A 19,271-nucleotide genomic window follows, 5' to 3' on the forward strand; every position below is an offset into this window, starting at 1 on the left:
GATCGTTCCGATCGCGATGGAAGAAAAGCTGCGCTTCGCGATCCGCGAAGGCGGCCGTACCGTCGGCGCCGGCATCGTCGCCTCGATCGTCGAGTAATCTTTTCCCGCAAGGGATTTGATCAGGCCCCGCCGGCAACGGCGGGGCTTTTTTTATGGGCGCTGCGCGGGTAAAGGGTTGCGCCACGCCACCCAGGGCTTACCTATCTCTGGCATTTCAATATCTGGGAGGGATTTCATGACGAAGCGCATTCTGTTCACCGGTGGCTCTGGCAAGGCTGGTCGGCACGTTGTGCCCTGGCTCATCGCCAACGGTTATGAAGTCCACAATATTGACCTCGTGCCGCTCGACAGCCCCGGCGTGACCAACCTGCTTGTTGATGTCACCGACAGTGGACAAGTCTTCAATGCTTTGTCGATGCATCGTGATTTCCCGGATCTGGAGACGGGCAGGGGCGTTCAGCCCTATGACGCGGTCATTCATTTCGCAGCTATCCCCCGCATCCTGATCAAGCCGGACAACGAGACGTTCCGGGTGAACACCATCGGCACTTACAATGTCATCGAAGCGGTGATGAAGCTGGGCGTGCGCAAGGTCATCGTGGCGTCGTCGGAGACGACCTATGGCATTTGCTTTGCCGAGGGTCATCGAGACTTCCACCAGTTTCCGCTGGAGGAGGACTATGACGTCGATCCTATGGATAGCTACGGCTTGTCCAAGGTTCTCAATGAAAAGACGGCGAGGGCGTTTGCCGAACGCTACGGCGCAGATATCTACGCGCTACGAATCGGCAACGTCATAGAGCCGCATGAGTATGAAAAGTTTCCGGCATTCTTTGCCAACCCGGAAACGCGCAAGCGAAATGCCTGGAATTATATCGATGCGCGTGACCTGGGTCAGATATGCCATTTGTGCGTTGAAAGAGACGGGCTTGGATTCCAGGTCTTCAACGCCGCCAACGATACCGTTACAGCCAACACGCCGACGCGAGAACTCGCCAGGCGATTCTTCCCGAACGTGCCCTTTACTCGTGACATCGGAGAGTACGAAGGTCTCTACTCCAACCGCAAAATTCGCGAGGTGCTGGGTTTCAAGGAAGAGCACAATTGGCGCCATTACGTCAAAACATAGCCAAACGGTGGATCAAGGCTCCCGCATGAGAAAAAGATCAAAAACACCCTTGCCATTCTTTTCTCAGCGTTTTAAAGGAGCCCCATACCGAATGCAGGATGCGGTTGCGACCTGCTAATTCGGTGTTACAGGGGTATAGCTCAGTTGGTAGAGCGGCGGTCTCCAAAACCGCAGGCCGTGGGTTCGAGCCCCTCTGCCCCTGCCATTTCTCATCAGCAAGCGCGTGGCATCGCTGCATGGCAGATGAGGTGCCGGTTTACCGGTGTAATTCGCCGAATGTCGATTTCCTCTTGTTAAAAGGGGAATCGGCGTTTATGTAGGTCAAAACAGACACGCGGTGCGTGGGGCTGATTAGTATCGGCTTTACGCGCCGTAATTGCGTGGGCAGTCAATGGCATCCAAAACCAATCCGTTTACGTTTCTGCAGCAGGTTCGCGCCGAAGCGTCGAAGATCACTTGGCCGTCGCGCCGCGAAACGATGATTTCAACGGCTATGGTGCTGGTTATGGTCATCTTTGCGGCACTGTTCTTCTTTGCGGCAGACCAGCTCATCGGCTGGTTGCTCGGTCTCGTTCTGAGCATCGGCCGGTAACGAATTGAGCGGAGAGTAAAGATGGCAGCGCGTTGGTATATTGTTCAGGCGTATTCGAACTTCGAAAAGAAGGTCGCCGAGTCGATTGAAGAGAAGGTTCGCCAGAAGGGTCTGGACCATCTTTTTGAGAAAATCCTCGTGCCGACTGAAAAGGTTGTCGAGGTGCGTCGCGGTCGCAAGGTCGATAGCGAGCGCAAGTTCTTTCCGGGTTACGTGCTGGTGCGCGCAAACCTGACGGATGAGGCTTATCACCTCATCAAGAATACGCCCAAGGTTACGGGTTTCCTGGGTTCGGACAACAAGCCTGTTCCGATCCCGGATTCTGAAGCAGACCGCATTCTCGGTCAGGTTCAGGAAGGCGTCGAGCGTCCGAAGTCTTCGGTATCGTTCGAAATCGGCGAGCAGGTTCGCGTCTCCGATGGTCCGTTCGCATCGTTCAACGGTGTCGTTCAGGATGTCGATGAAGAGCGTTCGCGCCTGAAGGTGGAAGTGTCGATCTTTGGTCGTGCGACACCTGTCGAGCTGGAATACGCTCAGGTCGAGAAGGTCTGACAAGATTTCGAAAGGCGCTTGCGCCTTTCATTCAATTCATCGGTGAGTGTCTGCAAGTTGTTGCTTTCTCACTGATGTGATGCGGCAAGTCCGCATAGCGCGTGGAAGATTTCCTGGCTCTTAAGCCGGGGCAGGGATCGCACCACGCAACCGCAGCCGCCGGATTTTCCGGCATAGGAGCCGGGTAACCGGTTCGATTTGAAAGGCAGAGAGATATGGCTAAGAAAGTTGCAGGCCAGCTCAAGCTTCAGGTCAAGGCAGGATCGGCAAACCCGTCCCCGCCAATCGGCCCGGCGCTTGGTCAGCGTGGCATTAACATCATGGAATTCTGCAAGGCGTTCAATGCCGCCACGCAGGAAATGGAAAAGGGTATGCCGATCCCGGTCGTCATCACCTATTACCAGGACAAGTCCTTCACCTTCGTCATGAAGCAGCCGCCAATGACCTATTGGTTGAAGAAGGAAGCCAAGATCACATCCGGTTCCAAGACGCCTGGCAAGGGCGCCAAGGTCGGCTCCATCACCAAGGCTCAGGTCAAGACGATCGCTGAAGCCAAGATGAAGGATCTGAATGCAGCCGACATCGAAGGCGCAATGGCAATGGTTGAGGGCTCTGCCCGCGCCATGGGCCTGGAAGTGGTAGGTTGATCATGGCAAAGCTTGCAAAGCGCGTACAGAAAATCCGCGAAGGCGTTGATCCAAAGACGCTTTACGCTCTGACCGACGCCATCTCCATGGTCAAGGAACGGGCTGTCGCCAAGTTCGACGAAACCGTTGAAGTTTCCATGAACCTCGGCGTTGACCCACGTCACGCAGACCAGATGGTTCGCGGCGTTGTCAACCTTCCAAACGGCACTGGCCGCGACGTTCGCGTTGCCGTGTTTGCTCGTGGTGCCAAGGCTGACGAAGCCAAGGCTGCCGGTGCAGACATCGTCGGTGCAGAAGACCTGCTGGAAATCGTTCAGGGCGGCAAGATCGACTTCGATCGCGTCATCGCCACACCTGACATGATGCCGCTCGTCGGTCGCCTCGGTAAGGTTCTCGGCCCACGCGGCATGATGCCGAACCCGAAGGTCGGTACGGTTACGATGGACGTTGCTGGAGCTGTTAAGGCTTCCAAGGGCGGCGCCGTTGAATTCCGCGTCGAAAAGGCCGGTATCGTGCATGCTGGTATCGGCAAGGCTTCGTTCGACGCCAAGGCGCTCGAAGAAAACATCAAGGCTTTCGCTGACGCCGTCATCAAGGCAAAGCCAGCTGGCGCCAAGGGTAACTACGTCAAGCGCGTAGCGATCTCCTCGACCATGGGTCCAGGCGTTCGCATCGAGCCTTCGTCGGTTACGGCCTAATATAATTCGCCGCGCTTCCTAAAAAGCGCGGCAACTCAGATTTCCGGCTCGCAAGAGCCGGAAATTTCCAGGGAAACCTGGAACTCCTGTCCGAGATTGTAGGTGGCCCATTTTCCTCGGGATTTAGGCCTTAATCATTCAGCCTGCATGAGACGGGTAAGGCCCGGATTTTCGCATCCAAGGATGCTTAATAATCCGGTTCGAACCTGATGTGCCTGTGCCTGAAGCCGTTTGCGGCGACAGAGCGGGGGACAGGATCCTCAAGCGTCGCTTGAAGTCTTGGCAACAGGGCTTCTTGAGGCAAAGGCAAACCCGATGGGCCCACACTTCGATGTGTTCCCATCAACTGGAGACAGACAGTGGAAAGAGCGGAAAAACGCGAATTCGTCACGGAGCTGAACGAAGTCTTCAAGGCTTCCGGTTCAGTTGTCGTGGCCCACTATGCTGGTGTCACAGTTGCGCAGATGAACGATTTTCGTTCGAAAATGCGTGCTGCTGGCGGCACCGTCAAGGTCGCGAAGAACCGCCTGGCCAAGATCGCTCTTCAGGGTACGGAGTCGGAAGGGATCATCGATCTCTTCAAGGGACAGACGCTGATTGCATACAGCACTGACCCTATGATTGCTCCGAAAGTCGTCATGGACTTCGCAAAGACCAACGATAAAGTCGTTGTTCTCGGCGGCGCCATGGGTGCAACCACGCTCAACGCCGAAGCAGTCAAGTCGCTTGCGACCCTGCCTTCGCTGGACGAGCTGCGTGCAAAGCTGCTGGGCCTGTTTGCGGCTCCTGCAACGCGCGTCGCTACGGTTGTCGCAGCACCTGCAAGCCAGCTTGCACGCGTGTTCTCGGCTTACTCAAAGAAGGACGAAGCCGCTTAAGGCGGTTTTTCGCTGTAATTATTCAAACCGGTTCGAACCGAATTAAAGGAACTATAACATGGCTGATCTCGCAAAGATCGTTGAAGACCTCTCCGCTCTGACAGTTCTGGAAGCTGCTGAGCTTTCCAAGCTTCTCGAAGAAAAGTGGGGCGTTTCTGCTGCAGCTCCTGTAGCTGTTGCTGCTGCTGGCGGCGCTGCTGCTGCTCCTGCTGAAGAAGAAAAGACTGAATTCGACGTCGTTCTGACGGACGCTGGCGCCAACAAGATCAACGTCATCAAGGAAGTCCGCGCTATCACAGGTCTCGGCCTGAAGGAAGCCAAGGACCTCGTTGAAGGCGCTCCTAAGGCTGTCAAGGAAGGCGTTTCCAAGGCTGAAGCTGCTGACCTCAAGAAGAAGCTTGAAGACGCAGGCGCCAAGGTTGACGTTAAGTAATCTTGGAATGTTTTGGGAGGCGGTGTTCACATCGCCTCCTGATCTCATTTCTACCGAACTTTTTACCCAAAAGCCGCGTGAAAATGGCTTTTGGGTAATGGGTTCTTCAAGAGAATGGTTTCGAACCGCGTGATACAGGCAATCCGGCCTTATCGTTCGGGACGTGAAACGAGATTGAAGATACTCATTGGATTGACGGGATCGACTGGCCAGCGGTTCCCGTCCGTTGCAGGCCCGGATGCAATTTTAAAGGAGCGACGATGGCTCAGACCCTTTCGTTTAACGGTCGCAGGCGCGTACGCAAGTTTTTCGGCAAAATTCCAGAAGTAGCGGAAATGCCGAACCTCATTGAGGTTCAGAAGGCTTCGTACGACCAGTTTCTCATGGTTGACGAGCCCAAGGGCGGTCGTCCCGACGAGGGATTGAATGCAGTCTTCAAGTCCGTATTCCCGATCACCGACTTTTCCGGTGCTTCGATGCTCGAATTCGTGTCCTACGAATTCGAAGCGCCGAAGTTCGACGTGGAAGAGTGCCGTCAGCGCGATCTGACCTACGCAGCGCCGCTAAAAGTGACGCTGCGCCTTATCGTGTTCGATATCGACGAAGATACGGGCGCGAAGTCCATCAAGGACATCAAGGAACAGTCGGTCTACATGGGCGACATGCCGCTCATGACCAACAACGGTACGTTTATCGTCAACGGCACCGAGCGCGTCATCGTGTCTCAGATGCACCGTTCGCCGGGCGTATTCTTCGACCACGACAAGGGCAAGAGCCACTCTTCCGGCAAGCTTCTGTTTGCTGCCCGAGTCATCCCTTACCGCGGTTCCTGGCTCGATATCGAATTCGACGCCAAGGATGTCGTCTACGCTCGTATCGACCGTCGCCGCAAGCTGCCTGCAACATCGCTTCTGATGGCGCTTGGCATGGATGGGGAAGACATTCTGTCGACATTCTATACCAAGGCAAGCTACGAGCGTGATGGCGATGGCTGGCGTTTCCCCTATCAGCCTGACGTGCTGAAGGGTGCCAAGGCAATCAGCGAGATGATCGATGCCGACACCGGCGAAGTCGTTGTCGAAGCCGGTAAGAAGCTGACCCCGCGTCTGCTTCGTCAGCTTTCCGACAAGGGCCTCAAGGCGCTGAAGGCAACGGACGAAGATCTCTACGGTAATTACCTCGCCGAAGACATGGTCAACTACGAGACGGGTGAAATCTATCTCGAAGCAGGCGATGAAATCGACGAAAAGACGCTGAAGCTGATCCTTGAGACCGGTTTCGACGAAATTCCGATCCTCAACATCGACCACGTCAATGTTGGTGCCTACATCCGCAACACGCTGGCTGCAGACAAGAACGAGAACCGTCAGGAAGCTCTGTTCGACATCTACCGCGTCATGCGTCCGGGTGAGCCGCCAACCATGGATTCGGCCGAAGCCATGTTCAAGTCGCTGTTCTTCGACAGCGAGCGTTACGATCTTTCCGCTGTTGGCCGCGTGAAGATGAACATGCGTCTCGATCTCGATGCAGAAGACACCGTGCGCACGTTGCGCAAGGAAGACATTCTGGCTGTCGTCAGAATGCTGGTCGAACTGCGCGACGGTAAGGGCGAAATCGACGATATCGACAACCTCGGCAACCGTCGTGTTCGCTCCGTCGGTGAGTTGATGGAGAACCAGTATCGTCTGGGTCTGCTGCGCATGGAACGTGCGATCAAGGAACGTATGTCCTCGATCGAAATCGACACCGTGATGCCGCAGGATCTGATCAACGCCAAGCCGGCAGCTGCTGCCGTTCGCGAATTCTTCGGCTCCTCGCAGCTGTCGCAGTTCATGGACCAGGTGAACCCGCTTTCGGAAATCACCCACAAGCGCCGTCTCTCGGCTCTTGGACCGGGTGGTCTGACCCGCGAGCGCGCAGGCTTCGAAGTCCGCGACGTTCACCCGACCCACTACGGCCGTATTTGCCCGATCGAAACGCCGGAAGGCCCAAACATCGGTCTGATCAACTCGCTTGCAACCTTTGCTCGCGTCAACAAGTACGGTTTCATCGAAAGCCCGTACCGCAAGATCATCGACGGCAAGGTGACGACGGACGTGATTTACCTCTCCGCTATGGAAGAGGCGAAGTACTACGTCGCACAGGCGAATGCCGAGCTGGACGCTGAAGGCGCGTTTACGGAAGAGTTCGTTGTTTGCCGTCACTCCGGCGAAGTTATGCTGGCTCCGCGTGACAACATCAACCTGATGGACGTTTCGCCGAAGCAGCTCGTTTCGGTCGCTGCGGCTCTCATTCCGTTCCTGGAAAACGACGACGCCAACCGCGCTCTCATGGGCTCGAACATGCAGCGTCAGGCCGTTCCGCTTCTGCGTGCCGAGGCTCCGTTCGTCGGAACCGGCATGGAGCCGATCGTTGCCCGTGACTCCGGCGCTGCCATCGCAGCCCGTCGTTCCGGTGTTGTCGATCAGGTGGATGCGACCCGTATCGTTATCCGTGCAACGGAAGATCTCGATGCTGGCAAGTCCGGCGTTGATATCTATCGTCTGCAGAAGTTCCAGCGCTCCAACCAGAACACCTGCGTCAACCAGCGTCCGCTGGTCGCCGTCGGCGACATTCTGAACAAGGGCGATATCATCGCTGACGGTCCTTCGACCGACCTCGGTGACCTGGCACTTGGCCGCAACGCGCTCGTCGCGTTCATGCCTTGGAACGGTTACAACTACGAAGACTCGATCCTGATGTCCGAGCGCATCGTCTCCGACGACGTGTTCACCTCCATCCACATCGAAGAATTCGAAGTGATGGCCCGCGACACCAAGCTTGGTCCTGAAGAAATCACGCGTGATATTCCGAACGTTTCGGAAGAAGCGCTGAAGAACCTCGACGAAGCCGGTATCGTTTACATCGGTGCGGAAGTTCAGCCTGGCGACATCCTCGTCGGCAAGATCACGCCGAAGGGTGAAAGCCCGATGACGCCGGAAGAAAAGCTTCTGCGCGCCATCTTCGGTGAAAAGGCTTCCGACGTTCGCGACACATCCATGCGCATGCCTCCGGGCACGTTTGGTACGGTCGTTGAAGTTCGCGTGTTCAACCGTCACGGCGTCGAAAAAGACGAACGTGCGATGGCTATCGAGCGCGAAGAGATCGAACGTCTTGCCAAGGACCGTGACGACGAGCAGGCCATTCTGGACCGCAACGTCTATGGTCGTCTGATCGAGATGCTTCGCGGACAGGTATCGATTGCCGGTCCAAAGGGCTTCAAGAAGGGCGTCGAGCTTTCGAACGCCGTCGTATCCGAATATCCCCGCTCGCAGTGGTGGATGTTCGCCGTGGAAGACGAAAAGGCTCAGTCCGAGCTGGAAGCGCTTCGCGGTCAGTACGACGAATCCAAGTCGCGCCTTGAACAGCGCTTCATGGACAAGGTCGAGAAGGTTCAGCGCGGCGACGAAATGCCTCCGGGCGTCATGAAGATGGTCAAGGTCTTCGTTGCTGTGAAGCGCAAGATCCAGCCGGGCGACAAGATGGCTGGCCGTCACGGTAACAAGGGCGTTGTCTCGCGTATCGTGCCTGTCGAAGATATGCCGTTCCTGGAAGATGGTACGCATGTCGACATCTGCTTGAACCCGCTGGGCGTGCCTTCGCGCATGAACGTCGGTCAGATTCTCGAAACGCATCTCGCATGGGCGTGCGCCGGTATGGGCAAGAAGATCGGCGATATGCTCGAAGAGTATCACAAGTCGCTCGACATCACCGACCTGAAGCGTGAGCTGACGGAAGTCTACGCCTCTGAAGCCAAGGATGAAGTGTCGCAGTTCGACGACGAGTCCCTGATCCGTCTTGCCGAACAGTCCAAGAAGGGCGTTTCCATTGCAACGCCGGTCTTCGACGGTGCGCATGAGCCTGACGTCGCTGCCATGTTGACCAGAGCCGGTTTGCATGAATCGGGTCAGTCTGTTCTGTACGATGGCCGTACCGGTGACACCTTCGACCGTAAGGTGACCGTGGGCTACATGTACATGATCAAGCTGAACCACTTGGTCGACGACAAGATCCACGCGCGTTCGATCGGTCCTTACTCGCTCGTCACCCAGCAGCCGCTTGGTGGTAAGGCGCAGTTCGGCGGACAGCGCTTCGGGGAAATGGAAGTCTGGGCTCTGGAAGCTTACGGCGCAGCTTACACGCTGCAGGAAATGCTCACCGTCAAGTCAGACGACGTGGCGGGCCGTACCAAGGTTTACGAAGCGATCGTCCGTGGCGACGACACCTTCGAAGCCGGTATTCCAGAGAGCTTCAACGTTCTCGTCAAGGAAATGCGCTCGCTGGGTCTCAGCGTCGAACTGGAAAACTCCAAGCTCGACGACGTCAACGCAGCGGATCAACTGCCTGACGCGGCGGAATAAGAAACAAGAAGGGCAGGCACTTACGGGTGCCTGCCTGTTTCGCCCGAAGGTCGTGACCTGAGGGTAGAAACTTCCGCCGCATTTTGCGGTTAATCATGTTTTAGGCATTGGTCGGTGATCGGCACAGCACCGCGCCAGATGCAAGCAAGGGGCCAAACCCCTAAGGAGACAGGCATGAACCAAGAGGTCATGAACCTTTTCAACCCGTCGGTACCGGCGCAGCACTTCGATTCCATCCGGATTTCGATTGCCAGCCCGGAAAAAATTCTTTCCTGGTCTTATGGCGAGATCAAGAAGCCGGAAACCATCAACTACCGTACGTTCAAGCCAGAGCGTGACGGTCTTTTCTGCGCGCGTATTTTCGGACCGATCAAGGACTACGAGTGCCTGTGCGGCAAGTACAAGCGCATGAAGTACAAGGGCATCATCTGCGAAAAGTGCGGCGTCGAAGTTACGCTGTCACGCGTTCGCCGTGAGCGCATGGGCCATATCGAGCTCGCTGCGCCCGTTGCCCACATCTGGTTCCTGAAGTCGCTGCCTTCGCGTATCTCGACCCTGCTCGACATGACGTTGAAAGATGTAGAGCGCGTTCTCTACTTCGAAAACTACATCGTGACCGAGCCTGGCCTGACGTCTCTGAAGCAGAACCAGCTTCTGAACGAAGAAGAATACATGATCGCCGTCGATGAATTCGGCGAAGATCAGTTCACGGCCATGATCGGCGCTGAAGCCATCTATGAAATGCTGGCTTCGATGGACCTCGAAAAAATCGCGGGCGACCTTCGCACCGAGCTTGCCGAGACCACATCGGATTTGAAGCAGAAGAAGTTCATGAAGCGTCTCAAGATCGTTGAGAACTTCATGGAGTCTGGCAATCGTCCCGAGTGGATGATCATGAAGGTCGTTCCAGTCATTCCGCCGGACCTGCGTCCGCTGGTCCCGCTGGATGGTGGCCGCTTCGCGACCTCCGACCTGAACGATCTCTATCGTCGTGTCATCAACCGTAACAACCGTTTGAAGCGTCTGATCGAGCTTCGTGCGCCCGGCATCATCATCCGCAACGAAAAGCGTATGTTGCAGGAATCCGTCGATGCGCTGTTCGATAACGGCCGTCGCGGTCGTGTCATCACGGGTGCCAACAAGCGTCCGCTGAAGTCGCTGTCCGACATGCTCAAGGGCAAGCAGGGCCGGTTCCGTCAGAACCTTCTCGGTAAGCGCGTCGACTATTCCGGTCGTTCGGTTATCGTGACGGGTCCAGAACTGAAGCTGCACCAGTGCGGTCTGCCGAAGAAGATGGCGCTCGAACTGTTCAAGCCGTTCATCTATGCCCGCCTCGACGCGAAGGGTTATTCCTCCACCGTCAAGCAGGCCAAGAAGCTGGTCGAAAAAGAAAAGCCGGAAGTCTGGGATATCCTCGACGAGGTCATCCGCGAGCATCCGGTTCTGTTGAACCGCGCACCGACGCTGCACCGTCTGGGTATCCAGGCTTTCGAACCCATGCTGGTCGAAGGCAAGGCCATTCAGCTGCATCCGCTCGTCTGCACGGCCTTCAACGCCGACTTCGACGGTGACCAGATGGCCGTTCACGTTCCGCTGTCGCTTGAAGCGCAGCTGGAAGCACGCGTGCTGATGATGTCCACCAACAACATCCTGCACCCTGCAAACGGTCAGCCGATCATCGTTCCTTCGCAGGACATGGTTCTCGGTCTCTACTACCTGTCGATCATGAACCAGAACGAGCCAGGCGAAGGCATGGCCTTCTCCGACCTCGGCGAGCTGCATCACGCTTTGGAAAACAAGGTCGTGACGCTGCATGCGAAGATTCGTGGCCGCTTCAAGACCGTGGATGCCGATGGCAAGCCGGTTTCGAAGATTTACGAAACGACGCCTGGCCGTATGCTCATCGGTGAACTTCTGCCGAAGAACGTCAACGTGCCTTTCGAGACCTGCAACCAGGAAATGACCAAGAAGAACATCTCCAAGATGATCGACACGGTCTACCGTCATTGCGGCCAGAAAGACACGGTCATCTTCTGCGACCGCATCATGCAGCTCGGCTTCACGCATGCCTGCCGCGCCGGCATTTCGTTCGGCAAGGACGACATGATCATTCCAGAAACCAAGGTAAAGATCGTTGGCGACACCGAAACCTTGGTCAAGGAGTACGAACAGCAGTACAATGACGGCCTGATCACTCAGGGCGAAAAGTACAACAAGGTCGTTGACGCCTGGGGCAAGGCAACCGAGAAGGTCGCTGAAGACATGATGGCCCGTATTAAGGCTGTCGAGTTCGATCCCGAGACCGGTCGTCAGAAGCCGATGAACGCCATCTACATGATGTCCCACTCCGGTGCGCGTGGTTCTCCGAACCAGATGCGTCAGCTGGGTGGTATGCGTGGCCTCATGGCCAAGCCATCGGGCGAAATCATTGAAACGCCGATCATCTCCAACTTTAAGGAAGGTCTGACCGTTAACGAGTACTTCAACTCGACCCACGGTGCCCGTAAGGGTCTTGCAGACACCGCCTTGAAGACGGCGAACTCCGGTTACCTGACACGTCGTCTCGTTGACGTCGCACAGGATTGCATCGTCAACTCCACGGATTGCGGCACCGATAAGGGCCTCACCATGACTGCCATCGTCGATGCCGGTCAGGTCGTTGCTTCGCTCGGCGCACGTATTCTCGGTCGTACGGCTCTGGACGACATCGACAACCCGGTCACGGGCGAAAACATCGTCAAGGCTGGCAAGTTGATGGACGAGGCAGATATCGCTGCTATCGAAAAGTCCGGTATCCAGTCCGTTCGCATTCGCTCTGCTCTGACCTGCGAAATTCAGGTTGGGGTTTGCGGCGTGTGCTACGGTCGTGACCTTGCACGTGGTACGCCGGTCAACATGGGTGAAGCGGTCGGTGTTATCGCCGCGCAGTCCATCGGTGAACCAGGCACGCAGCTCACCATGCGTACGTTCCACCTTGGTGGCACTGCCAACGTGGTCGACCAGTCGTTCCTGGAAGCGTCCTACGAAGGTACGATCCAGATCAAGAACCGTAACAGCCTGCGCAACTCTGACGGTGTTCTCATCGCCATGGGTCGTAACATGTCTGTCACCATTCTTGACGAGCGTGGCGTCGAACGTTCTTCGCAGCGTGTAGCCTACGGCTCCAAGCTGTTCGTGGACGATGGCGACAAGGTCAAGCGCGGTCAACGTCTGGCAGAGTGGGACCCTTACACACGTCCAATGATGACGGAAGTGGAAGGTACAGTTCACTTCGAAGATCTGGTCGACGGTCTTTCCGTTCTGGAAGCCACCGACGAATCCACGGGTATCACCAAGCGTCAGGTTATTGACTGGCGTTCGACACCACGTGGTTCGGATCTGAAGCCTGCGATCGTCATCAAGGACAAGGATGGCAATGTTGCCAAGCTTGCTCGTGGTAGCGAAGCCCGCTTCCAGCTGTCGGTTGACGCCATTCTTTCGGTCGAGCCTGGTATGAAGGTCTTCCAGGGTGACGTGCTTGCACGTTCGCCATTGGAAAGCGCCAAGACCAAGGACATCACTGGTGGTCTGCCGCGTGTTGCTGAACTCTTCGAAGCGCGTCGTCCGAAGGATCACGCTATCATCGCCGAGATCGATGGTACGATCCGTCTGGGCCGCGACTACAAGAACAAGCGTCGCGTTCAGATCGAGCCTGCGGAAGACGGTGTCGAGCCAGTCGAATACCTGATCCCGAAGAGCAAGCCGTTCCACCTTCAGGAAGGCGACTATATCGAGAAGGGCGAATACATTCTCGATGGTAACCCGGCACCGCACGATATCCTGGCGATCAAGGGCGTGGAAGCACTTGCTTCCTATCTCGTGAACGAAATCCAGGAAGTCTACCGCTTGCAGGGCGTTGTCATCAACGACAAGCACATCGAAGTGATCGTGCGTCAGATGCTGCAGAAGGTGGAAATCACCGATGCAGGTGACTCGCATTACATCGTGGGCGACAGCGTTGATCGCATCGAGATGGAAGACAACAACGATCGTCTGATCGACGAAGGCAAGAAGCCTGCCTATGGCGACCCGGTTCTTCTGGGTATCACCAAGGCATCGCTGCAGACGCCATCGTTCATCTCGGCTGCTTCGTTCCAGGAAACCACAAAGGTTCTCACGGAAGCTGCAATCGCTGGCAAAACTGATACACTGCAGGGCCTGAAAGAAAACGTCATCGTCGGCCGTCTCATCCCGGCCGGTACAGGCGGCACCATGACCCAGATCCGTCGCATCGCCACAAGCCGCGACGATCTCATCATCGAAGAGCGCAAGAAGAGCACAGGCTCGTCTTCCGCAAATCAGATGTTACAGGACATGACGGACAAGGCTCCAGCCGCCGAGTAACGGTGGTTGGGGTAGGGGACCTCGCGAGGGGTTCCGCTTGCTGAAACAGAAACGCCCGGAGCGATCCGGGCGTTTTTTGTTGTTGGCGCACGGGATCTGGGGCCATCGCATGAAGTGGACAGACGGGCAGTTGAAACGGTGCGCAATTCCTGACTCGCGGTGTTTCCCTCCCCTTTACCGCTAACCCCACGTGTGCTCATGATGGGCATCGGCAAGAAGACTGGATTTCTGCATGCCGTTTATGGCGGTTGAGCTGGACGGGTGGCGGGGGCACAATCTTGCCGACTCCATAGGCTCGGGTAAGAGATGGAGCCAGAAAGACCGATATCTTTGGCTGCAGCTGGTGCGTGGGGCCGGACGGGCGGGCGGGGTGGACCCCGGATAGCTTGTGCGAGCAGCGCCAGTAGGGATGGTGCATGCTCCGGGATTTTTCGGCGCTCGAATTGACCATTAGGACGGAAGACCGGCTGCGCCTGATCTTTAGCGAGAGTGGCTTTTTGTTTTGCGAGACGGATGCGGGAGATCGCGGGTGGGTGCCGGATGGTGTGGTTTCATCAGTTTAGAGTTTGCCTTTCCGGAAGAATTGCAACTGGCCGCTAAGGTTTCAGAAACAGAGGCGGATTTCACTGAAATAACGGCTCTATGGTACCATCCGGCATCTGCCACCGTTTGAAAATCTTGTGACCGGACAGATGGTTGTTAGGATCCCACTTCGGATTAGGGACATCAATGAGCTTCATGCCCAGCTTTTCCGGGGTCCAATCAGGGTCGTCGATCCAAAGGCGTAAACTCGAGTTGTCGCTCTCGTTTCTTAACGCGAATCGTCTCGCCGCTACGATCTCTCGCCTCCTGTCTCTAAACTCATCTGATGCATAGATCTCGATATCCATCTGGAACTCTGGTGGATCCAGATATGGTGCAAGTGAAACTATGAGCTGATTGCCAGAAGCAGACACCAATGTCGCGTAAAAGATCTCGCGGCCTGTCGAATTCTTATCCTCGGCATCTTTGGGGTAATGGAGTTGGATGGCCTTCCAACCTGACTTAAGCAACTGATCGATCAAAAGTCGAGCGGAGCGATCCGTTTTCTCGAACGCATAGTCCTCTGCATAGACGTGAACGGAGAGATCGGTGATAACCCCACCTTCTTGACCCAATAAAAGGCTCGTCCCTATGGGCAGATCGGTTCCGAAGATGCCATCTTCATAGCGAATTATGGAATCGGTTTCTTTCAAGAAAATCGACATCCAGTCCTCTTTGCCAACGACAGCAATTGCGGACGGCCTCGGGTCGTCAGAGGTCGACATTCTCAAATTGTTGGCAGCCGCAAAGGCACCGATGGTCTGGCCTATGCGAACCTTGTAGATCATTGGCTCGCCATCAGGGGCAACGAGTGGCGACAGCAAGAGCAAGATCCCGGCTAGAACCCCCACCAGATATGCCCTTGGACTGTTGCTTTTAAACGCTTGCATATCATTTCCGAATTTAAGCGGACTGATAGCCTAAAAAGGTTAAGTGGCTAAATTAACCCTCAAGCAAACCGGATAATCGCCACTTCACCCTCAAGCGCACCTTGATACGCAGACGCATGTGGCTCTTCGTCGGGGGCATCCGTCAGCATGCCGATCTGGTCGAGGTCTGCTTCGAGGAAGCCTTCTTCGGAGAGGGCGTTCAGCGCTTCGCGCACGGCGCTGTCGTCGTCTGGCGCACTCAGAATGACGTGGATGTCGATACCTTCGTCGCCTTCGCGCTCATAGGCCTTGCCGATGACGATGAACACCATGGCATCGTCGCGTCCATTGTCGTTGTCCGGTTCTGTAATCATGACGCGATTCCTTTTCTGGCTATGATTGTCAGGAGATAACCGAGGGGCAAAGCAAAGGTTTCGCCGACACCGTATCTTCTCGGGGAATCAATAGACGGGTTTTGTGAAAAGCCAAAGGCCCGATTGGCAAAAGGGTGTGCGGGGAGGGGCTTTATGGTAAAAGCCTTCCGAAATCCCGTATGCTCTGGTCCTCAAGCCCGTGCCACAGGCACTAAATGCGGATTCACCCTTGACGAAAGCGGGCTAAAACAGTAGTACGCCCGCCATCGGAACCAATGTGAGGTTTGGCCGTCCGGAGCGACTCGTTCCGGAGATCACCTCAAACAAGGGGCCAAAAACACGTACGAGACACGAATGTTGCACGCAAGACGTATCACTACGTCCTCTGCTCTTGGTGGTCCCATCCGTGGAAACCGGATCGGGCCACGATTTGCGCATGAGATTATGCGTTCGTCGTTGCCGGAAACGGTATAACCGCCATCCGAGAGGGTGGCTAAAGTAGTTTTTGCAAGGGATGGTTATATGCCTACCGTAAACCAGCTGATCCGCAAGCCACGTCAGGCACAGGTTAAGCGTAATAAGGTTCCTGCTCTGCAGGAAAACCCACAGAAGCGTGGCGTTTGCACCCGCGTTTACACGACGACCCCTAAGAAGCCTAACTCGGCTCTTCGTAAGGTTGCCAAGATTCGCCTGACCAACGGCTTCGAAGTCATCGGCTACATTCCTGGTGAAGGCCATAACCTTCAGGAACACTCCGTTGTCATGATCCGTGGCGGCCGCGTAAAGGACTTGCCGGGCGTTCGTTACCACATCATCCGTGGTGTTCTCGATACGCAGGGCGTCAAGAACCGTAAGCAGCGTCGTTCGAAGTACGGTGCAAAGCGTCCGAAGTAATTCGGCTTCAAACAATTTCCGGCGCTGCGCGAGGTTCTCCGCGTGATAAAGCGTCCATAACCGTTGAGAGACAAGAATATGTCCCGTCGCCATAGTGCAGAAAAGCGTGAGATCAATCCGGACCCGAAGTTCGGCGATCTGATCGTTACCAAGTTCATGAACGCCATCATGCTTCACGGCAAGAAGTCGGTCGCAGAAAGCATCGTTTACGGCGCGTTCGACGTCGTTCAGGGCAAGACCAAGGCAGAGCCGCTCGGCATCTTCCATTCGGCCCTCGATAACGTTGCTCCGCACGTCGAAGTACGTTCGCGCCGCGTTGGTGGTGCAACTTACCAGGTTCCAGTCGATGTCCGCCCAGAGCGCCGTCAGGCACTCGCCATCCGCTGGCTGATCGCTGCTGCGCGCAAGCGCAACGAAACAACCATGGTCGATCGCCTGTCCGGCGAACTCATGGATGCTGCGAACAACCGTGGTTCTGCTGTCAAGAAGCGCGAAGACACGCACAAGATGGCCGACGCCAACCGCGCATTCTCGCATTACCGCTGGTAATCTAACCGATCCGAAAGGCAGTCCGTTATGGCTCGCGAATATAAAATCGAAGACTACCGCAATTTCGGTATCATGGCGCATATCGACGCCGGCAAGACGACCACCACCGAGCGTATTCTTTACTACACCGGTAAGTCGCACAAGATCGGCGAAGTTCACGATGGCGCAGCCACGATGGACTGGATGGAGCAGGAGCAGGAACGTGGTATCACCATCACGTCCGCTGCTACGACGACCTTCTGGAAGGGTCGCGACGGCAAGATGCGCCGTTTCAACATCATCGACACCCCCGGCCACGTTGACTTCACGATTGAAGTCGAGCGTTCGCTGCGCGTTCTCGACGGTGCTATTGCTCTTCTCGATGCCAACGCCGGTGTAGAGCCGCAGACGGAAACCGTCTGGCGTCAGGCAGAGAAGTACAACGTTCCGCGTATGATCTTCTGCAACAAGATGGACAAGACCGGCGCTGACTTCTACCGCTCGGTAGAGATGATCAAGACCCGTCTCGGCGCCACCGCAGTCGTCATGCAGCTCCCGATCGGTGCAGAAACCGAATTCAAGGGCGTTATCGACCTCATCGAGATGAACGCACTCATCTGGCGCGACGAATCGCTCGGCGCTCAGTGGGACGTCGTTGAAATCCCTGAGGACATGAAGGCCAAGGCAGACGAATATCGCGAAAAGCTGATCGAGACCGTTGTCGAGATCGACGAAGAAGCGATGGAAGCCTACCTGAACGGCGACATGCCTGACAACGACAAGATCCGTGCGCTCGTTCGCCGCGGCACCATCGACGTGAAGTTCCACCCGATGTTCTGCGGTACTGCGTTCAAGAACAAGGGCGTTCAGCCTCTGCTCGACGCCGTTTGCGATTACCTGCCTTCGCCGCTGGACATTCCTGCGATCAAGGGCATCGACTTCAAGACCGAAGCCGAAATCGAGCGTCATGCAGATGACTCCGAGCCGCTTTCGATGCTTGCGTTCAAGATCATGAACGACCCCTTCGTCGGTTCGCTCACCTTTGCACGCATCTACTCGGGCAAGCTCGAAAAGGGCACATCTGTCATCAACACGGTCAAGGACAAGCGCGAGCGCGTCGGCCGTATGCTTCAGATGCACTCCAACTCCCGTGAAGACATCGAAGAAGCCTTTGCTGGCGACATCGTTGCTCTCGCAGGCCTCAAGGAAACCACAACGGGCGATACGCTTTGCGATCCTCTGAAGCCGGTTATCCTCGAGCGTATGGAATTCCCTGAGCCGGTCATCCAGATCGCTATCGAGCCGAAGACCAAGGGCGACCAGGAAAAGATGGGCCTCGCGCTCAACCGCCTGGCAGCTGAAGATCCTTCGTTCCGCGTCAAGACGGATGAAGAATCCGGTCAGACGATCATCGCCGGCATGGGCGAACTTCACCTCGACATTCTCGTCGACCGTATGCGTCGCGAGTTCAAGGTTGAAGCCACCGTTGGTGCTCCGCAGGTTGCTTACCGTGAAACCATCACGCGTCAGCACGAAGAAGACTACACACACAAGAAGCAGTCCGGTGGTACCGGTCAGTTCGCTCGTGTTAAGATCATCTTCGAACCGAACCCAGAAGGCGAAGACTTCAAGTTCGAGTCCAAGATCGTTGGCGGTGCTGTTCCGAAGGAATACATCCCGGGCGTTCAGAAGGGTATCGAAAGCGTTCTGTCTTCCGGTCCTCTGGCTGGCTTCCCGATGCTGGGCGTCAAGGCAACCCTGATCGACGGCGCATACCACGACGTTGACTCCTCGGTTCTGGCGTTCGAAATCGCATCGCGCGCCTGCTTCCGTGAAGCAGCGAAGAAGGCTGGTGCACAGCTTCTCGAGCCGATGATGAAGGTCGAAGTCGTAACGCCTGAAGATTACGTCGGTGACGTGATCGGCGATCTGAACTCGCGTCGCGGTCAGATCCAGGGTCAGGAAAGCCGTGGTATTGCCGTTGTTATCAACGCGCATGTTCCGCTGGCCAACATGTTCAAGTACGTCGATAACCTGCGCTCCATGAGCCAGGGTCGCGCACAGTACTCGATGACCTTCGATCACTATTCGCCGGTCCCGAGCAACGTTGCTGCGGACATCCAGGCAAAGTACTCCGGTCAGAAGTGATCGGGGTACGCCCCTAACGAATTTAGAGTTTATTCCCGTAACGGGATCAGAATGGAGAGCCACGAATGGCAAAGAGCAAGTTTGAGCGCAACAAGCCGCACGTCAACATTGGCACGATCGGTCACGTTGACCACGGCAAGACGTCGTTGACTGCTGCGATCACG

General features: G+C 56.0%; 15 protein-coding genes, 1 tRNA gene and 1 pseudogene. 15 read left to right on the plus strand and 2 right to left on the minus strand.

Annotated features, from left to right (window positions below; all coding sequences use genetic code 11):
• The 11 genes and pseudogenes from ASF29_RS23965 to rpoC form a co-directional block, all read left to right on the plus strand.
• A pseudogene (locus ASF29_RS23965) lies at positions 1-97 on the plus strand (elongation factor Tu); the annotation flags it as partial.
• Between the two features lie 138 nt (positions 98-235).
• Entirely contained in the window at positions 236-1,129 is an 894-nt protein-coding gene (locus ASF29_RS10925; protein WP_062450729.1) for an NAD(P)-dependent oxidoreductase, read from the plus strand.
• Positions 1,130-1,258: 129 nt separating this feature from the next.
• Positions 1,259-1,334 (plus strand) — tRNA-Trp (locus ASF29_RS10930).
• A 186-nt stretch (positions 1,335-1,520) separates the two neighbouring features.
• On the plus strand, positions 1,521-1,721 hold the full coding sequence (gene secE, locus ASF29_RS10935; RefSeq protein WP_062450730.1) for a preprotein translocase subunit SecE: 201 nt from the start codon (positions 1,521-1,523) through the stop codon (positions 1,719-1,721).
• Positions 1,722-1,742: 21 nt separating this feature from the next.
• Positions 1,743-2,273, plus strand: coding sequence for a transcription termination/antitermination protein NusG (gene nusG / locus ASF29_RS10940; RefSeq protein WP_045232861.1), 531 nt, complete (start codon positions 1,743-1,745; stop codon positions 2,271-2,273).
• A gap of 215 nt (positions 2,274-2,488) precedes the next feature.
• Positions 2,489-2,920 carry a 50S ribosomal protein L11 gene (gene rplK / locus ASF29_RS10945; protein WP_027677153.1) on the plus strand — a complete coding sequence of 144 codons (432 nt, stop codon included), beginning with the start codon at positions 2,489-2,491 and terminating at the stop codon, positions 2,918-2,920.
• Between the two features lie 2 nt (positions 2,921-2,922).
• Entirely contained in the window at positions 2,923-3,618 is a 696-nt protein-coding gene (gene rplA / locus ASF29_RS10950; RefSeq protein WP_062450731.1) for a 50S ribosomal protein L1, read from the plus strand.
• A gap of 359 nt (positions 3,619-3,977) precedes the next feature.
• Positions 3,978-4,496: a 50S ribosomal protein L10 gene (rplJ, locus tag ASF29_RS10955; protein ID WP_062450732.1), complete on the plus strand. Its 519-nt coding sequence runs from the start codon at positions 3,978-3,980 to the stop codon at positions 4,494-4,496.
• A gap of 58 nt (positions 4,497-4,554) precedes the next feature.
• The gene (rplL, locus tag ASF29_RS10960) at positions 4,555-4,929 is read left to right on the plus strand and encodes a 50S ribosomal protein L7/L12 (protein ID WP_062450733.1); all 375 of its coding nucleotides are present in this window, start codon (positions 4,555-4,557) and stop codon (positions 4,927-4,929) included.
• A 260-nt stretch (positions 4,930-5,189) separates the two neighbouring features.
• Positions 5,190-9,329, plus strand: a complete 4,140-nt coding sequence (gene rpoB / locus ASF29_RS10965; protein WP_062450734.1) for a DNA-directed RNA polymerase subunit beta — start codon at positions 5,190-5,192, stop codon at positions 9,327-9,329.
• A 174-nt stretch (positions 9,330-9,503) separates the two neighbouring features.
• On the plus strand, positions 9,504-13,712 hold the full coding sequence (gene rpoC / locus ASF29_RS10970; RefSeq protein WP_062450735.1) for a DNA-directed RNA polymerase subunit beta': 4,209 nt from the start codon (positions 9,504-9,506) through the stop codon (positions 13,710-13,712).
• 623 nt (positions 13,713-14,335) lie between these two features.
• On the opposite strand, the gene ASF29_RS10975 is transcribed toward rpoC, so the two are convergent.
• Positions 14,336-15,184 carry a hypothetical protein gene (locus tag ASF29_RS10975; protein ID WP_062450736.1) on the minus strand — a complete coding sequence of 283 codons (849 nt, stop codon included), beginning with the start codon at positions 15,182-15,184 and terminating at the stop codon, positions 14,336-14,338.
• 59 nt (positions 15,185-15,243) lie between these two features.
• On the minus strand, positions 15,244-15,537 hold the full coding sequence (locus ASF29_RS10980) for a hypothetical protein (protein ID WP_062450737.1): 294 nt from the start codon (positions 15,535-15,537) through the stop codon (positions 15,244-15,246).
• A gap of 522 nt (positions 15,538-16,059) precedes the next feature.
• Between ASF29_RS10980 and rpsL the strand changes: the two genes are divergently transcribed.
• From rpsL to ASF29_RS23970, 4 genes are all read left to right on the plus strand, one after another.
• Positions 16,060-16,431 (plus strand): 30S ribosomal protein S12, encoded by a 372-nt coding sequence (rpsL, locus tag ASF29_RS10985; RefSeq protein WP_003507760.1) that lies wholly within the window; start codon positions 16,060-16,062, stop codon positions 16,429-16,431.
• Between the two features lie 78 nt (positions 16,432-16,509).
• Complete coding sequence (rpsG, locus tag ASF29_RS10990) at positions 16,510-16,980, plus strand: 30S ribosomal protein S7 (RefSeq protein WP_062450738.1); 471 nt, start codon at positions 16,510-16,512, stop codon at positions 16,978-16,980.
• Between the two features lie 27 nt (positions 16,981-17,007).
• Complete coding sequence (gene fusA / locus ASF29_RS10995) at positions 17,008-19,107, plus strand: elongation factor G (protein ID WP_062450739.1); 2,100 nt, start codon at positions 17,008-17,010, stop codon at positions 19,105-19,107.
• Between the two features lie 65 nt (positions 19,108-19,172).
• Positions 19,173-19,271 (plus strand): GTP-binding protein (locus ASF29_RS23970; RefSeq protein WP_141681087.1); only part of this gene is annotated, 99 nt, incomplete at its 3' end.

The sequence above is a fragment of the Rhizobium sp. Leaf262 genome (assembly GCF_001422245.1).
Taxonomy (GTDB): Bacteria; Pseudomonadota; Alphaproteobacteria; order Rhizobiales; family Rhizobiaceae; genus Agrobacterium.

What these genes read in the sequence shown, in the direction of transcription:
- ASF29_RS10925 (WP_062450729.1), top strand. Translation starts at nt 236, where the DNA reads ATGACGAAGCGCATTCTGTTCACCGGTGGCTCTGGCAAGGCTGGTCGG.
- secE (WP_062450730.1), top strand. Translation starts at nt 1,521, where the DNA reads ATGGCATCCAAAACCAATCCGTTTACGTTTCTGCAGCAGGTTCGCGCC.
- nusG (WP_045232861.1), top strand. Translation starts at nt 1,743, where the DNA reads ATGGCAGCGCGTTGGTATATTGTTCAGGCGTATTCGAACTTCGAAAAG.
- rplK (WP_027677153.1), top strand. Translation starts at nt 2,489, where the DNA reads ATGGCTAAGAAAGTTGCAGGCCAGCTCAAGCTTCAGGTCAAGGCAGGA.
- rplA (WP_062450731.1), top strand. Translation starts at nt 2,923, where the DNA reads ATGGCAAAGCTTGCAAAGCGCGTACAGAAAATCCGCGAAGGCGTTGAT.
- rplL (WP_062450733.1), top strand. Translation starts at nt 4,555, where the DNA reads ATGGCTGATCTCGCAAAGATCGTTGAAGACCTCTCCGCTCTGACAGTT.
- rpoB (WP_062450734.1), top strand. Translation starts at nt 5,190, where the DNA reads ATGGCTCAGACCCTTTCGTTTAACGGTCGCAGGCGCGTACGCAAGTTT.
- rpoC (WP_062450735.1), top strand. Translation starts at nt 9,504, where the DNA reads ATGAACCAAGAGGTCATGAACCTTTTCAACCCGTCGGTACCGGCGCAG.
- ASF29_RS10975 (WP_062450736.1), bottom strand. Translation starts at nt 15,184, where the DNA reads ATGCAAGCGTTTAAAAGCAACAGTCCAAGGGCATATCTGGTGGGGGTT.
- ASF29_RS10980 (WP_062450737.1), bottom strand. Translation starts at nt 15,537, where the DNA reads ATGATTACAGAACCGGACAACGACAATGGACGCGACGATGCCATGGTG.
- rpsL (WP_003507760.1), top strand. Translation starts at nt 16,060, where the DNA reads ATGCCTACCGTAAACCAGCTGATCCGCAAGCCACGTCAGGCACAGGTT.
- rpsG (WP_062450738.1), top strand. Translation starts at nt 16,510, where the DNA reads ATGTCCCGTCGCCATAGTGCAGAAAAGCGTGAGATCAATCCGGACCCG.
- fusA (WP_062450739.1), top strand. Translation starts at nt 17,008, where the DNA reads ATGGCTCGCGAATATAAAATCGAAGACTACCGCAATTTCGGTATCATG.